Source organism: Yersinia sp. 2466 StPb PI (genome assembly GCF_041538325.1).
Lineage (GTDB): Bacteria > Pseudomonadota > Gammaproteobacteria > Enterobacterales > Enterobacteriaceae > Yersinia > Yersinia enterocolitica_E.
The window spans coordinates 190,369-205,419 of sequence record NZ_JAULSL010000001.1 but is presented as its reverse complement, the minus strand read 5'-3'; the positions used below and the strand labels follow the sequence as shown (position 1 = coordinate 205,419).

Sequence of the window (15,051 nt, the reverse complement as noted above, 5' to 3'; positions counted from 1 at the left end):
GGTACTTATGTTCTTTCAGCGTCAACCTTATACGTAAATATAAATATAATTTATGTTACAGGTAAGACGGAGAGAGAGATGACTAAATCAATAACATCGCATTGTTCATGTACTCAAGAGATTGTAAAAAGCTTTATTGCCTATAGAGAAAAGCATTCTGAGTGCATTATTTATCAAACATCACTAATGAGCGCGCTAATTAGTGGGGTTTATGAAGGCCAAATCACCATGGCAGAACTACTGAAACACGGTGATTTTGGATTAGGAACATTTAACAATCTTGATGGTGAATTAGTCGCACTAAACAGTAAAATTTATCAATTACGATCCGATGGCAGCGCCCGTTCAGCACAACCAGAACAGAAGACACCTTTCGCAGTAATGACGTTTTTTCAGCCGACAGAAAAACGCAGTTTCGAACATAAAATAAGCAGAAAGCAGCTCCATAATGTGATTGATGACCTTACCAAAACAGATAATCTGTTTTGTGCTCTGCGTATTGATGGCACCTTCAGCCACGTTGAAACCCGCACCGTTCCCTGCCAACAGCGCCCCTATAAACCCATGCTTGAAGCCATCTCCGAGCAACCGACGTTTGATTTCACCCATCAAAATGGCGTGATCATCGGTTTTCGCAGCCCAGACTATACCCAAGGAATAAATGTTGCTGGCTACCACGAGCATTTTATTACTGACACCCGCAATGGCGGTGGCCATGTGCTCGACTACCAATTGGAAAAGGGTGTTCTGACCTTCGGCACCGTGGCCAAACTGGTAATCGATCTGCCGCAGGAAGCTGATTTTCTCCAGGCCAATCTCTCCCCGCAAAATCTCAATAACGCCATCCGCGCGGTAGAAAGTTAACCGGCGGTAAAACATCAATTAATAGCGGCTAAATCAACCATAGAGGACAACACATCATGACCAATGAAACGCATACTCAGGCTTGGCAGTGCGGGGCTGATCTGGTGGTTAATCATTTAGAGCAGCAAGGTGTAAAGCAGGTGTTCGGTATTCCCGGCGCTAAAATTGATCGAGTATTTAATTCACTGGAAGATTCCAGCATTCAAACGATTGTGGTGCGCCACGAAGCGAATGCGGCTTTCATGGCTGCGGCCATCGGCCGGCTAACCGGTAAAGCAGGCGTGGCATTGGTAACCTCAGGGCCGGGTTGCGCCAACTTAGTCACCGGGCTGGCAACAGCAACCTCTGAAGGGGATCCAGTGGTGGCACTGGGCGGCGCGGTAAAACGAGCCGATAGCCTGAAAATAACTCACCAGAGTATGGATACTGTGAGTATTTTTCGCCCGATAACTAAGTTTAGTGCGGAGGTGACGGCCTCTGCGGCGCTGTCAGAAGTCCTGGGTAATGCCTTTAGAACCGCTGAATTTGGTCGGCCGGGCGCGGCCTTTGTTAGCCTGCCGCAAGATATCCTCAATAACCCTGTGACCAGCCAGGCATTGATTCATCAACCATGTCCACACAATGGCGGTGCACCCTTGGATGAGATTACTGCCGTGGCTAAGTTGATTAACAACGCTAAAAATCCCATTTTGCTCCTTGGATTGATGGCCAGTCAGCCGGCAAACGCTCAAGCCATTCGGCGTTTACTTCACCATAGCAAAATACCGGTCACCAGCACCTATCAAGCCGCAGGGGTGGTTGATCAGGCGCACTTTGATCATTTTGCCGGGCGGGTGGGCTTGTTTAATAATCAGGCTGGCGACAAGTTACTACAACAAGCCGATGTGATTATCACCATCGGTTATAGCCCTGTGGAATATGACCCAGCGCTATGGAACAACGGCCAGGCAACACTGATACATCTGGATATTTTACCCGCCGAAATAGATGCAGCCTATCAACCGGAAAAAGAGTTATTGGGCGATATTGCCGCTACCATAGATGCATTAGCCCCCCGGATACATGGCCCGTTAATATTAACATTGGCAACACAGGCGGTATTGGAAGAGCGCTGCCGCCAACGACGAGACTTGGCCCTCCGGGCTGACCATATGAGTGGTTTCGCTATTCATCCGCTGCGTTTAGTCCGGGCAATGCAGAATATTGTTAATAGTGACGTGACCCTATGTGTCGATATGGGGAGCTTTCACATCTGGATTGCCCGCTATCTTTACAGCTTCCGCACCCGTCAAATTTTGATGTCAAACGGTCAACAGACTATGGGTGTTGCACTGCCATGGGCCATTGCCGCCGCACTGGTGAACCCACATCAAAAGGTCGTATCCGTATCAGGTGACGGCGGTTTTATGCAATCGAGTATGGAGCTAGAAACTGCGGTGCGCCTGAAAAGCAATTTACTGCATATTATTTGGGTCGATAACGGTTACAACATGGTGGAAATACAGCAGCAGAAAAAATACCATCGGCCATCGGGAGTTAGCTTTGGCCCGATTGATTTCAAAATGTACGCCGAATCCTTTGGTGCGAAAGGTTTTGCCGTAGAATCTGCTGACGAATTATCCCATAAATTGCATCAAGCTATGGATGTATTAGGCCCGGCAGTCATTGCCATCCCAGTGGATTATTCAGATAACTATCGTTTAATGGAAGAGCTGAATATCAGCCAATTGCTGTAGTGCGAAGCCCGTATCGGGTGGCGTGCAACGTAGTTGCTGACACATCGAGGGATACAAAAAAGCCGTGTTAATCATATAAAAAAACCCTGACCATAAGATCAGGGCTTTATGGTTATTACTCTTAATAACCAATCACATCAAGATGCGCAGCATACGGCGCAATGGTTCTGCCGCGCCCCATAGCAACTGGTCACCTACAGTAAAGGCGGAGAGATACTCCGGCCCCATATTCAATTTACGCAGGCGGCCAACCGGGGTATTCAATGTACCGGTTACCGCAGCCGGAGTCAGTTCACGCATGCTCAGCTCGCGGTCGTTCGGGATAACACGAACCCAGTCATTGTGCGTTGCCAACATTTGCTCAATTTCTGGCAATGGCACGTCTTTTTTCAGTTTCAGCGTAAAGGCTTGGCTATGGCAACGCAGCGCACCGATGCGCACGCACAGACCATCTACTGGAATGACGCTGCTGGTGTTCAGAATTTTGTTAGTTTCAGCCTGGCCTTTCCACTCTTCGCGGCTCTGACCATTATCCAGTTGTTTGTCGATCCACGGGATCAGGCTACCTGCCAGCGGTACGCCAAAGTTATCAGTCGGCAAGGTACCACTACGGGTTGCAGCAGTGACCTTACGTTCAATATCCAAAATGGCAGAGGCCGGGTCTTGCAACTCTTTAGCCACGCCAGCATGTAGCATACCCATCTGAGTCAGCAACTCACGCATATGGCGCGCGCCACCACCGGATGCTGCCTGATAAGTGGCAACTGATGCCCACTCAACCAAATTATTAGCAAACAAACCACCCAAAGACATCAGCATCAGGCTAACGGTACAGTTACCCCCCGCAAAGGTCTTGATACCTTTATCTAAACCCTGTTGAATGACACTATGGTTAACCGGATCCAGAATAATAATTGCGTCATCTTGCATACGAAGAGAAGAAGCGGCGTCGATCCAATAGCCTTTCCAGCCGATTTCTCGCAGCTTTGGATAAACTTCGTTGGTATAATCTCCTCCTTGGCAGGTGATGATAATATCCAATGCACTCAGCGCATCAATATCATAAGCATCTTGCAACGTACCTTGCTGGCCGGTAAATGTCGGCGCGGCCTGGCCATGTTGCGAGGTGGAGAAAAAGACCGGGCGAATACCGTCAAAGTCGCGTTCTTCAATCATGCGTTGCATGAGTACTGAGCCGACCATACCGCGCCAGCCGATAAAACCAACATTTTTCATGTTTACTGTCCTGCCTTGGAAGGTGACACCGATTAATGGATGCCTGTCTTGTATAACTGCGCGCTGTAAGGGTACGGCAGACTGACTAAGATAGACCTGATACCACCTTACAAAATATGGACAAAGTGGCAAGTGAATTTATTCGATACCAGAATGATTCAAAGCAATCTTCCTAATATGTGGCTTTGATTGGCGGGAAACGCCAGTCCCTAGAGGTAATAATGACTGAGATGATTGCGGCAACAGTGCTGCTGTTTTTGATTATGGACCCACTGGGAAATCTGCCGATTTTTATGTCGGTACTCAAGCATCTGGAACCTAAGCGCCGGCGAGTCGTATTGATTCGAGAATTGCTCATTGCGCTGATATTAATGCTGATTTTCCTATTCGCTGGCGAGAAGATTCTGGCGTTCCTAAATCTGCGAACTGAAACGGTGTCGATATCGGGTGGTATTATTCTGTTTTTAATCGCAATTAAGATGATTTTCCCCACCCCAGAAAGTAACGTTACCGGGTTATCGGCTGGGGAAGAGCCATTCTTAGTACCACTGGCTATTCCCTTAGTCGCGGGTCCGTCGATTCTGGCAACGCTGATGCTACTGTCGCATCAATATCCTAATCAAATTAGCCATTTAGTGTTGGCGTTGATGATTGCGTGGGGGTTGTCTGCGGCGATTTTGCTGATGTCGAATCTGTTCCTGCGCCTGCTGGGTAATAAAGGCGTCAGTGCGCTGGAACGGTTGATGGGGTTAATTTTGGTGATGCTATCTACGCAGATGTTTTTAGATGGTGTGCGGGCATATTTGACCAAATAGGGTTGGCCTCAATTGCGCAATCCAAGAGGGGCGCGCCCTCTTGGGTATAAACTCACTTTAGTTACGACTTTTCAGTGCTAATACACAACGCTGCACCACGTTATCAATATCCGCATCAATATCGACGCAGAGAACATCTGGCTCATCTGAACCTGGCTCTTCCAACGCGTCAAACTGGCTTTTCAGCAGATCAGTTGGCATAAAATGGCCGGAGCGGGCTTTTAATCGCTCCATGATGACGTCGAAACTGCCTTTTAGATATATAAACACCATCCCCGGATTACCTTCCCGCAGACGATCACGATAACGGCGCTTCAGCGCTGAGCAGACAATAATACCGGTTTCATTTTTATGATTCAGGCTGTAGGCAGCATCACTCAAACGCTCCAGCCACGGCATACGATCTTCATCATTCAGTGGATGCCCACTGCCCATTTTCTGAATATTGGCACGAGGATGCAGATCGTCACCATCAATAAATTTGGCATGGATTTGGCGGGCTACAGCCTCTCCTACCGTGGTTTTGCCGCTACCCGATACACCCATCACGATAATGCTATGTCCTGCCATAATGTTGATCTCTATCTCAGAATGGGAATTTTACTGCTCTCTATGGTTCCGTATTTTACCATGTTACCGGTATCATGATACCGGTAACAAATGAAGATGTGATTTTTATCACAAAGGCCATCTTCCGACCCTACTGACGATAAAAAGAAGCTGACCGCAAATCATAACAAAAAACGAAATACCCAAAGTTATTGGAGAAATACTATGCCATTAGTCATTGTCGCGGTTGGCGTTGCCATGCTGCTGTTACTGATGATCCGTTTCAAACTGAACGGATTTATCTCGCTGATACTGGTCGCGCTAGCGGTAGGTATCATGCAAGGGATGCCAGTCGATAAAGTCGTCGGCTCAATCAAAGCTGGGGTTGGCGGAACGTTAGGCAGTCTGGCGCTGATTATGGGCTTTGGTGCCATGCTCGGTAAATTACTGGCTGATTGTGGGGGCGCTCAACGAATTGCGACCACGCTGATTGATAAATTTGGCAAAAAACACATTCAGTGGGCGGTCGTGCTGACCGGTTTTACTGTCGGTTTTGCGCTGTTTTATGAAGTGGGTTTTGTGCTATTGCTGCCACTGGTATTCAGTATCGCCGCGTCCGCCCGAATCCCACTGCTGTATGTCGGTGTGCCGATGGCCGCGGCCTTGTCGGTAACCCACGGTTTTCTACCTCCTCACCCCGGCCCAACGGCTATTGCGACCATTTTCCACGCGGATATGGGTAAAACGCTGCTGTACGGGACTTTACTGGCAATTCCGACCGTTATTCTGGCCGGCCCGGTGTTTGCGCGCTTCCTAAAAGGAATTGATAAACCGGTACCAGAAGGATTGTATAACCCGAAAACCTTCACCGATGAAGAGATGCCAAGCTTTGGCGTCAGTGTCTGTACAGCGCTGGTTCCGGTGATTTTGATGGCATTGCGGGCAGTGGCAGAGATGATTTTGCCAAAAGGCCACCCAGTGCTCTCTTATGCGGAGTTCTTCGGTGACCCGGTGATCGCCACCTTAATTGCTGTATTGATAGCGATTTTCACCTTTGGCTTAAACCGTGGCCGGTCAATGGAATCAGTGATGGATACCGTGACCGACTCCATCAAAATCATTGCAATGATGCTATTGGTTATCGGCGGCGGTGGTGCTTTCAAACAGGTTTTAGTCGACAGTGGCGTCGATCATTATATTGCCAACATGATGAATAGCAGCGGTTTATCACCAATTCTGATGGCATGGTCAATCGCAGCCGTACTGCGTATTGCGCTAGGTTCTGCGACAGTGGCGGCGATTACGGCTGGCGGTATCGTGGCACCGCTCATTGCCACCACCGGTGCCAGCCCTGAATTAATGGTTATTGCCGTCGGTTCGGGTAGCGTGATTTTCTCTCACGTCAACGACCCGGGCTTTTGGTTGTTCAAGGAGTACTTTAACCTGACCATTGTGGAAACCTTTAAGTCATGGTCAGTGCTGGAAACCATTATTTCGGTCTGCGGCCTGGTCGGTTGCCTGTTATTAGCCATGGTGATATAGCATCTGGCAGCAATAGTTATTTAGCTAAACCATTGTGATTTAAATACTGCCGCCGGGGAGGATGGTGAAACCGACATCAACCATCCTCGGCGCTACCGCCTCTCCGCGCAGTTTTGCCAGCAAACGCTCGGCACCAATTTGCCCCATTCTTTCACGCGGGGTAAGCACACTGGCCAGCTTAGGTACCATCGACTGGCCAATATCGTGACCATGGAAACCCGCTATTGCCATATCATAAGGGATAGATAACCCCTGACGCTGACACTCAAATACAGCACCAATTGCCAGGTCATCATTGGTACAAAAAATACTGTCAATCAGTGGATAACTGGCTTGCGCTTCACGCAACAACTCAGCACCTGCCGAATATGACGATGAACGGCTGGTCATCACGCTCATCGGCACCAAACCGGATTCACGCATCGCCTGCTCATAGCCTTGCTGCTTAATGACGGTACGCTCATCCTGACGTGCACCAAAATAGACAACATGGCGATGGCCTTTGGCGATAACTTGCTGCGTCATCTGCCTTGCCGCTTCAAAGTTATTAAAGCCCACAGCCAAATCAATACACGGTGAAATACAATCCATCAGCTCAATGACTGGAATCCCCGCGACCTCAATCATTTTCAATGTACGGGCGGTATGGTGACGTTCGGAGAGGATTAGGCCGTCAATATTATAAGAGAGTAACGAGGTTAACCGTTGCTCCTCACGCTCTTTCTGATAGCCATAGTGCGCTAGCATAGTCTGATAGCCATGTGCATCCGTCACACTCTCAATGCCGCGCAAAACCTCGGCAAAAACCTGGTTGGTCAATGACGGCAACAATACACCGATGGCATGACTGGTCGCGTTGGACAGGATATCGGGGGCGCGGTTGGGGATATAGCCCAGTTCGTCTAATGCCAGCGCGATTTTTTTCTGCAAAAGCGCAGAAACTTGTTCTGGATTACGCAAATACCGGCTGACGGTCATTTTTGTCACCCCAACCATATCGGCGACGTCTTGGAGCACTGGCCTTTTTTTCTTCATTATCAATGAACTGAGGCTGGGTAAATGGGATGCTATTCTAGCAAAGAAAAGGGTATGGCGCGATGCACATACCCTTTTTTACATATACCCGTCATACTTCAAGCTGCATATGCGTTGGCTGCTTTCTTTCACCCGAATCACTTACCTGAGTAAGCTCATCGGGATTCACTCAATTGCCGCCTTCCTGCAACTCGAATTATTAGGGTATGAGATGGTCAAACTTAAACTGGCGGTAAATCAAACAACAAAATTTCACTGTCTTCATCAGCATGAATAGAAAGTGCAGCTTCATCCCAGATAGCGAATGCATCGCTGGCCGCAGCATGATGCCCATTGATAGAGACCTTACCACGGACTACCTGTATCCAGATGCGGCGCTCTGCTTGAATCTGATAAATGGACTGCTCCTCGCGTTTCAGTGCCCAGCGCCAGAGTGTCATGTCCTGGAATACTTTCAGCGAGCCATCGCGGGCATCCGGTGATAACACCAACTGCCGCCCTTGCGGGATATCAAACATCTGCTGTTCATAACGCGGCTCCAAACCTGTCTTATTGGGGATAATCCAAATCTGGTATAAATGCAGCGGTTGGTCGTCACGGCCATTATATTCTGAATGGCGGATACCGGTACCTGCGCTCATAATCTGGAATTCACCGGCATGGATCTGCTCTTTATTACCCATACTGTCTTTGTGCTCGACAGTACCAGACAGCACATAAGTCAGAATTTCCATATCTTTATGCGGATGGGTACCAAACCCCTGACCTGCATCGATCACATCTTCGTTAATCACTCGCAGTGCTGAAAACCCCATAAATTCTGGATCGTAATAATCAGCGAATGAGAAGGTATGCCAACTGTCCAACCAACCGTGATTAGCATGGCCACGTTCTTCTGCTTTGCGTAAATAGATCATGTTCAGTTCTCCTCAACGTTTTCTTTAGTCTAGATGTCGCGGGAGAATATGAAAGCGTAAAAAACTCACTCCTCTGTTCAAAAAATTCGACTGATTAATAAGTTGAAAGACAAATGATTTGAATTTGAAGTAATTAGCGAAAGAAAACGTTGAGAGAACTTGAGATATGACTGCCTACGAACCAATGATGCAGCGAACAAACAGTGCGAAATAGGCAAAAAAAAAGCCAGCACCCGGCTGGCTAAGTAAACACTGGAAGCAATGTGAGCAATGTCGTGCCTTCGTAATGTGAACACCTAAACACTGATGGCCTCATCTGAAAGCACGACAATGATAATCATTATCACTCTCACTTGTAAAGTGTTTTTTCTAACCACCTGCAATATTATTGACTCAGGTAAATAAAACGCTATTTTATTAGGTAATTCAAATAGTAAGAGTAAGGGTATGTTTATGGAAAATGTGCAGATACGCCATGTGGAGTTCACCGACTATCCCGCTTTGCGGCAGTTATTTTCTCATCCACAGGTTTATCGCGACACGTTACAGCTTCCCCTACCTTCTGAAGAGATGTGGGCCAAAAGAATTAAAGATTTTCCCGCCGGGATGCATAGCCTGGTGGCATGTATTGACGAGGAGATCGTTGGGCAATTGACTGTCGAAGCCAACCAACGGGCACGGCGTAAGCATGTCGCCACTTTTGGTATTGCCGTTGATGCAAATTACTGTGGACAAGGCATCGGCAGTGTATTAATGACTGCCATGATTGATTTATGTGATAACTGGTTGAATATACAACGTATTGAGCTAACAGTGTTTGTCGATAATCTGGCGGCTATCGCGCTTTACCGCAAGTTTGGCTTTGAAATTGAAGGTACCAGCCCACGCTTTGCTTTTCGCGAGGGCCAATATATCGATGCGTATCATATGGGGCGAATCAAGATATCCGCCTAATCCTCAGGGGATAGTGTATCAGCCTATCCCCTGCCATAACTGAATATGACTAAATGCTCGCGGTTTCTTTAATATAGTGGCGGGCTTTTACTGCATACTCAAATGGATTAGCGATAGCCGGATCCTGCTCTGCCTCTACTACCATCCAGCCCTGATAGCCTTTTTCATCCAGCAATTTAAATACCGGACGGAAATCAATTACCCCATCGCCCGGTACAGTGAACATGCCTTTTTTCACCCCATCGAGGAAACTGAGTTTATTCGCTTTCACATCAGCCACTATTTCATCCCGCACATCTTTTAAATGAACATGATTAATACGCGGCAGGTATTTCTCCAAAATAGCCAGCATCGCCGCCTGGCTGCCCTCAGAAACATAGGCATGACCTGTATCAAAGAGCAGATATACATCGTCGTTAACCATACTCATATAACGATCTATTTCTTCGGTAGTTTGGATCCCCGTCCCCATATGGTGGTGCAAACAGACTTGCATACCTTTGGTTGCCGCAATCTTGGCTAATTCGTTATAACCATCAGCAACTCGCTGCCATTGCACATCAGTGAAGTGTGGTTTTTCTTCAAATACTGCCTTCGTCGTCCCTTGAATGCTCTTACTTTGTTCTGAGCAACCAATCACTTTTGCGCCCATTATATGGAGGAAATTCATATGATTAATAAATTCATCAATGGTCTTGGTCCGCTGGTCATCGGCAAAGAAAGTGCTAAACCATGCATTACAAATCTGCATACCGCGCAGCTCAAGCATAGGTTTAAGTACGTTAGGATCTCGCGGGTATTTACTACCAACCTCGCAACCAGTAAATCCGGCAAGAGCCATTTCACTGATACATTGTTGGAAGGTATTTTCTTTGCCTAAGTCAGGCATATCATCATTGGTCCAGCCAATTGGCGCGATTGCTAACTTCACACGTTCTTTATTCATAATAAACCTCTGCGATACATCCAATTTATAGAGATGAATACAATTAAAATGTGATTAATTGCCCGTCTTTAATGCAGGAAAATATACCTTTGGCGCTTGAAGCTGCGGCGTTGTTCACTGCAACGTCAATAACGTTGGGCTAAGTTTTTATTTAAAATCTTAAAGAGAACTTGCAACTGAGGCCGCCGGGCGACTTTATTTCCCCAACAATTCGCGCTCAATACGTTCGCGAGTAGCCACCGCCTGATGCACCATTTTTTCTGGATAACCAAAAAGAGAAGTCGCAATAATTGACTCACCACCGACTTTAAAGGTGCGATTAGCGAAATCCATATCGCGCAGAGTTTGAAATAAGGCAGAGAAATCGACTTCCCCTTCACCAATACCAACATGTTGATGAATAACCGCATCAACACCTGGTGGATTCACAATATAACGGCAATGCTTGGTGTGATTCATGGTGTCTGCAATCAATACATGAGAAAGGTCAACACCCGCATATTTCAGCATGCTGGCAACGTCTCCTTTGCCCTTATCGTAGAAAAAGGTATGGGGCACGCTATACAGATACTTCACATTATCGCTGCGGAGTGATTTCACTAAATCTGCGGTTTCATTATTTTCTTCACAAAAATCCCACGGATGAGATTGAATCTCTACCCGAATCCCTTCCCGCTCAATAATCGGCAATAACTCTTCCATTGAGCGATACCACATCTCTTCGCAAACTTCTGGCTCATTTGGATCGCCAGAAAGTTCGGTATTAATTACAGAGACACCCATTTCAACTGCAATTTCAATCATTCTCTTCCAGTTGGTCACCGCAGCCTGCCGCCTTGCCTCGAGTGGCCCAGCCCAACGATAAACCACAATAAAGGAAGATATTTGCACCCCGGTTTCTTTTAGTACTTTCTTATATTCAGCAACAACTTCGCGGCCCGCTTTTGGGTGTTTATAAAATGGGTTTAACTGCGGATGCGGTGATTGTTCAATATAGTCATATCCCCATTCTGCCACTTGACGAACCATATTGCTGATACCAAGGCCTTTAATGACATCAACATCAAATGCAATCTTCATCGCTCCCCCGTTTCACGCAAGATACATGCAAGCTTGAGATAAACTCCATTTGCAACAAAAAACCTGACTATGCGGCAGCAGGCTAGCTAGCGCACAGGCAGCAGAGTTTGATGTTATTTATTATAAAAATCAGGTCGTGGCGGCAAACTCACAGGAACAATTTCACCGCTATTCTGTGCCGCAATACAGGCATCCGCAGTAACGGCGGCAGCAAAACCATCCCAGGCAGAAGGACCGGTGAGTTTTTCAGCTAAAACGTCATTGATAAATGCTTGTAACTCAACATCATAAGCATCAATAAAGCGGTCTTTCCAATCAGTCAGTATTTCATGCGATAGCCGTGCCTGGCTGCGCATCAGCACGGATGAGGGTTCTGGTAATTTTGCAATACCGGTATCACCTACCACTTCACATTGAATATCATAGCCATATTGACAGTTCACAAAGATTTCAACATCTATACGCGTTCCTTTCGCCGTTTCAAATAACACCACCTGCGGGTCTTTCAGATGCGCTTTAGCGTGTTTGGCTTTACGTGGGAAAACAACCTGAACGGAGACATAATCATCATCCAGCAGCCAGCGCAGTACATCAATCTCATGGATCAATGTGTCAGTAATAGCCATATTGGTGGTGTAATTCTCGCCGACTCTCGGGTTACGGTGAGCACAATGCAGCATCAAGGGTTCACCGATTTCCCCACGAGTAATCACATCTTTCAGTGCGCGATAACCCTGATCATAAGGGCGCATAAACCCAACCTGAACCAAGCGCTTACCCTTGGCGGCTTCAGCCTCTACAATTCGCTTACACCCTTCAGCTGTCACCGCCAACGGCTTTTCACAAAATACATATTTACCCGCAGCAATGGCTGCCAGAACAAACTCTTCGTGACTCGGCCCCCAAGATGTGACTAATACCGCATCCACCTCTTTTGCATTAATCACTTCATGCCCATCGGCATAGATATTCGCCTCAATACCCAGATCACGAATAACTTTAGTGGCATGCTGCTGATTGATATCCGTTACAGCAACCACACGAGCGCCCTGTAAAACTTTACTGCAACGACGAATATGATCCTGGCCGATAGCACCTGTTCCGATGACACCAATATTTAACGACATATTATTTTCCTCATGAAGTTTCGGTTTGCAGGTGATACCTGCTCGTTTTACGACTTCACATCCAGCTCAACTTGCAAGTTGCAGGTGCGTTGGCAGCCCTCATGACTCGGCACATCCCTGTACCGCCATTTTGTGTGTTGAAAGCTATTGGGTATAACGCATTGATTGCCTGCTTAATTAGCCTTAGTAATCACGGGCTTTGGCGATATTTTTTTCCAGCTCACGAACCACTGCATCGGTTCGTTCACTTTCAGAAACCTGAGCAACCCCTACCCGCCACCAACTCAGGTATTTATGTACCATGGTCTTTGGCAGCACTTTTATGTCAATCAAGGTAGAAATTGCCTGCGAATGGGCATCGGTTAATGCATCGATCAGCTGTTGCTCGGTAGAAACACGATATGTTTTACAGCCATAGGCGGCAGCCAGCATGGCAAAATCAACCGGAACAAGACCGCCATCTAATTGGCCTGTGTCCTCATTACGAAAGCGGAATTCTGTGGCATAGCTGTCCATGCCATGTTCCATTTGCAGGTTGTTGATGCAGCCATTCGTCATGTTATCGAACAGCACAACGTTAATTTTTTTACGCTCTTGAATAGAGGTAACCAGTTCGGAATGCAGCATCATAAATGCGCCGTCCCCAACCAATGAGTAGACCTCCCTGTCTGGTTCAGCTAACTTCACACCCAGTGCGGCACCCACCTCATAACCCATGCACGAATAACCGTATTCGACGTGATAGTCGTTACTCCCTTTGGTACGCCACACCCGCTGTAAATCGCCGGGCAAACTACCCGCAGCCGCAACAATGATGGCATCAGGAGGTAATGTGTTATTCAGTACTCCCAGCACTTGGCTTTGCGTCAAGAAAGAGCCGGTTTTATTGATAAATTCAGCAAAAACCTGTTCACGGTCCAAATGGTCATTAATTTCAGGAACGAAATCGTCGGCGCGGTATTGCACTTGATAAACCCGCCGCGTTTCAGCTAATTGTTCCGCGCGCATGCGAGCAATTTCATCCCCCCATCCGGCTTGATAACCGGTAGTGCCAAGCTGTTGATGCAATGCTGATAATGCCTCACGCGCATCAGCCAACAATTGCAAACCATCCAATTTGCCGGCATCAAAGGCACTGACATTAATATTCAGGAATGAAACGTCTGGATTCTGGAATAACCATTTAGAGGACGTGGTGAAATCGCTATAGCGAGTGCCAACGCCGATCACCAGATCCGCCTGTTTTGCTAATGTGTTAGCAGCCAGGCAGCCGGTTTCACCAATACCACCAAGATTTAATTCATGTTCTGAGCTGATAGTGCCTTTACCGGCTTGCGTTTCTACCCACGGCAAACCAAAACATTCAGCAAATCGTTGCAATGCCTGGCCGGCTTGTGAGTATTTCACCCCTCCCCCACATACCAAAATGGGCTTACGTTTGGCGGTCAGTAACGCAATGGCATCAGCCAGCATAGCGGCACTGGCAGGGCGTCTGTCAAGGTGATGAACTCGCTTGTGGAAGAAATAGTCAGGATAGTCATAGGCTTCAGCCTGCACATCTTGTGGCAAGCTCAGTGTCACAGCCCCCGTTTCTGCCGGATCAGTCAGAACCCGCATCGCATTAATACAGGCGCTCATCAGTTGCTCTGGCCGCGTAATGCGATCCCAGTATTTACTAACCGGTTTGAATGCATCATTAGTGCTGATGCTAAGGTCATGAGATTGTTCTATTTGTTGTAACACTGGGTCCGGTTGGCGGGATGCAAATACGTCGCCTGGGAGCAATAGTAGGGGAATACGATTGGCCGTTGCCGTTGCAGCGGCGGTAATCATATTAGCGCTGCCCGGCCCGACGGATGAGGTGCAGGCATAAATTTGCTGGCGCAGTTTTTGTTTGGCAAAACCGGTAGCGGCATGGGCCATCCCTTGCTCATTCCGCCCCTGATGAACCACTAAATCGCCACAGTTTTGTTCCAACGCCTGCCCCATTCCCAGCACATTACCGTGGCCAAAAATAGCAAAAATCCCTTTGATAAATTTGATTTCCTGACCATCAACTTGCAGGTATTGGTTGTCCAAAAACCGGACTAATGCCTGTGCAGTGGTTAGCCGAATCTTATTCATTTACCCATCCTTTGCTCTGTTGCGCTACATCATGGTGACCAAGTGACGTTCAGCCCCTGAAGATACATATGCCGGAGAGAAGCAGCAGACTTGTTAGCTTTCGCCTGGCTGACGACAGTAAGGGGA

The 15,051-nt window shown here is 47.4% G+C and carries 13 protein-coding genes; 5 read left to right on the top strand and 8 right to left on the bottom strand.

From position 1 onward, the window contains the following. The first annotated feature begins 78 nt into the window (after positions 1 to 78). Positions 79 to 864, top strand: a complete 786-nt coding sequence (budA, locus tag Q2T72_RS00820; RefSeq protein WP_083161271.1) for an acetolactate decarboxylase — start codon at positions 79 to 81, stop codon at positions 862 to 864. Positions 865 to 920: 56 nt separating this feature from the next. Beyond that, positions 921 to 2,600 carry an acetolactate synthase AlsS gene (gene alsS, locus Q2T72_RS00815; RefSeq protein WP_372568483.1) on the top strand — a complete coding sequence of 560 codons (1,680 nt, stop codon included), beginning with the start codon at positions 921 to 923 and terminating at the stop codon, positions 2,598 to 2,600. A 132-nt stretch (positions 2,601 to 2,732) separates the two neighbouring features. Here alsS and asd read toward each other — a convergent pair whose 3' ends face one another. Then, positions 2,733 to 3,836, bottom strand: a complete 1,104-nt coding sequence (gene asd / locus Q2T72_RS00810) for an aspartate-semialdehyde dehydrogenase (protein ID WP_083161275.1) — start codon at positions 3,834 to 3,836, stop codon at positions 2,733 to 2,735. Positions 3,837 to 4,057: 221 nt separating this feature from the next. Between asd and Q2T72_RS00805 the strand changes: the two genes are divergently transcribed. Further along, positions 4,058 to 4,651, top strand: a complete 594-nt coding sequence (locus tag Q2T72_RS00805) for a YhgN family NAAT transporter (RefSeq protein WP_005186017.1) — start codon at positions 4,058 to 4,060, stop codon at positions 4,649 to 4,651. A gap of 57 nt (positions 4,652 to 4,708) precedes the next feature. Here the strand turns inward: Q2T72_RS00805 and Q2T72_RS00800 are convergent, their stop codons facing one another. Next, the gene (locus tag Q2T72_RS00800; RefSeq protein ID WP_083161277.1) at positions 4,709 to 5,221 is read right to left on the bottom strand and encodes a gluconokinase; all 513 of its coding nucleotides are present in this window, start codon (positions 5,219 to 5,221) and stop codon (positions 4,709 to 4,711) included. Positions 5,222 to 5,425: 204 nt separating this feature from the next. Here Q2T72_RS00800 and gntT point away from each other — a divergent pair, with 204 nt between their 5' ends. Further along, a complete protein-coding gene (gene gntT, locus Q2T72_RS00795; protein ID WP_372560296.1) occupies positions 5,426 to 6,742 on the top strand; it encodes a gluconate transporter in 1,317 nt (438 codons plus the stop codon). A gap of 39 nt (positions 6,743 to 6,781) precedes the next feature. Here gntT and gntR read toward each other — a convergent pair whose 3' ends face one another. Together gntR and Q2T72_RS00785 are read right to left on the bottom strand one after the other, a co-directional pair. Then, positions 6,782 to 7,777 (bottom strand): gluconate operon transcriptional repressor GntR, encoded by a 996-nt coding sequence (gene gntR, locus Q2T72_RS00790; RefSeq protein WP_372560295.1) that lies wholly within the window; start codon positions 7,775 to 7,777, stop codon positions 6,782 to 6,784. Between the two features lie 221 nt (positions 7,778 to 7,998). Further along, on the bottom strand, positions 7,999 to 8,694 hold the full coding sequence (locus Q2T72_RS00785) for a pirin family protein (protein ID WP_372568482.1): 696 nt from the start codon (positions 8,692 to 8,694) through the stop codon (positions 7,999 to 8,001). Positions 8,695 to 9,147: 453 nt separating this feature from the next. Here Q2T72_RS00785 and Q2T72_RS00780 point away from each other — a divergent pair, with 453 nt between their 5' ends. Then, positions 9,148 to 9,648, top strand: coding sequence for a GNAT family N-acetyltransferase (locus tag Q2T72_RS00780; protein WP_083161285.1), 501 nt, complete (start codon positions 9,148 to 9,150; stop codon positions 9,646 to 9,648). Positions 9,649 to 9,697: 49 nt separating this feature from the next. Here Q2T72_RS00780 and iolE read toward each other — a convergent pair whose 3' ends face one another. The 4 genes from iolE to iolD form a co-directional block, all read right to left on the bottom strand. Then, a complete protein-coding gene (gene iolE / locus Q2T72_RS00775) occupies positions 9,698 to 10,594 on the bottom strand; it encodes a myo-inosose-2 dehydratase (RefSeq protein WP_083161287.1) in 897 nt (298 codons plus the stop codon). 195 nt (positions 10,595 to 10,789) lie between these two features. Then, positions 10,790 to 11,674 (bottom strand): sugar phosphate isomerase/epimerase family protein, encoded by an 885-nt coding sequence (locus Q2T72_RS00770; RefSeq protein WP_083161289.1) that lies wholly within the window; start codon positions 11,672 to 11,674, stop codon positions 10,790 to 10,792. Positions 11,675 to 11,787: 113 nt separating this feature from the next. Then, the gene (locus Q2T72_RS00765) at positions 11,788 to 12,801 is read right to left on the bottom strand and encodes a Gfo/Idh/MocA family protein (protein ID WP_083161291.1); all 1,014 of its coding nucleotides are present in this window, start codon (positions 12,799 to 12,801) and stop codon (positions 11,788 to 11,790) included. A gap of 183 nt (positions 12,802 to 12,984) precedes the next feature. Beyond that, a complete protein-coding gene (gene iolD / locus Q2T72_RS00760) occupies positions 12,985 to 14,925 on the bottom strand; it encodes a 3D-(3,5/4)-trihydroxycyclohexane-1,2-dione acylhydrolase (decyclizing) (protein WP_372568481.1) in 1,941 nt (646 codons plus the stop codon). Between the last annotated feature and the right edge of the window lie 126 nt (positions 14,926 to 15,051).

What these genes read in the sequence shown, in the direction of transcription:
- gntR (WP_372560295.1), bottom strand. Translation starts at nt 7,777, where the DNA reads ATGAAGAAAAAAAGGCCAGTGCTCCAAGACGTCGCCGATATGGTTGGG.
- gntT (WP_372560296.1), top strand. Translation starts at nt 5,426, where the DNA reads ATGCCATTAGTCATTGTCGCGGTTGGCGTTGCCATGCTGCTGTTACTG.
- alsS (WP_372568483.1), top strand. Translation starts at nt 921, where the DNA reads ATGACCAATGAAACGCATACTCAGGCTTGGCAGTGCGGGGCTGATCTG.
- iolD (WP_372568481.1), bottom strand. Translation starts at nt 14,925, where the DNA reads ATGAATAAGATTCGGCTAACCACTGCACAGGCATTAGTCCGGTTTTTG.
- Q2T72_RS00800 (WP_083161277.1), bottom strand. Translation starts at nt 5,221, where the DNA reads ATGGCAGGACATAGCATTATCGTGATGGGTGTATCGGGTAGCGGCAAA.
- Q2T72_RS00780 (WP_083161285.1), top strand. Translation starts at nt 9,148, where the DNA reads ATGGAAAATGTGCAGATACGCCATGTGGAGTTCACCGACTATCCCGCT.
- asd (WP_083161275.1), bottom strand. Translation starts at nt 3,836, where the DNA reads ATGAAAAATGTTGGTTTTATCGGCTGGCGCGGTATGGTCGGCTCAGTA.
- Q2T72_RS00785 (WP_372568482.1), bottom strand. Translation starts at nt 8,694, where the DNA reads ATGATCTATTTACGCAAAGCAGAAGAACGTGGCCATGCTAATCACGGT.
- Q2T72_RS00770 (WP_083161289.1), bottom strand. Translation starts at nt 11,674, where the DNA reads ATGAAGATTGCATTTGATGTTGATGTCATTAAAGGCCTTGGTATCAGC.
- iolE (WP_083161287.1), bottom strand. Translation starts at nt 10,594, where the DNA reads ATGAATAAAGAACGTGTGAAGTTAGCAATCGCGCCAATTGGCTGGACC.
- Q2T72_RS00805 (WP_005186017.1), top strand. Translation starts at nt 4,058, where the DNA reads ATGACTGAGATGATTGCGGCAACAGTGCTGCTGTTTTTGATTATGGAC.
- Q2T72_RS00765 (WP_083161291.1), bottom strand. Translation starts at nt 12,801, where the DNA reads ATGTCGTTAAATATTGGTGTCATCGGAACAGGTGCTATCGGCCAGGAT.
- budA (WP_083161271.1), top strand. Translation starts at nt 79, where the DNA reads ATGACTAAATCAATAACATCGCATTGTTCATGTACTCAAGAGATTGTA.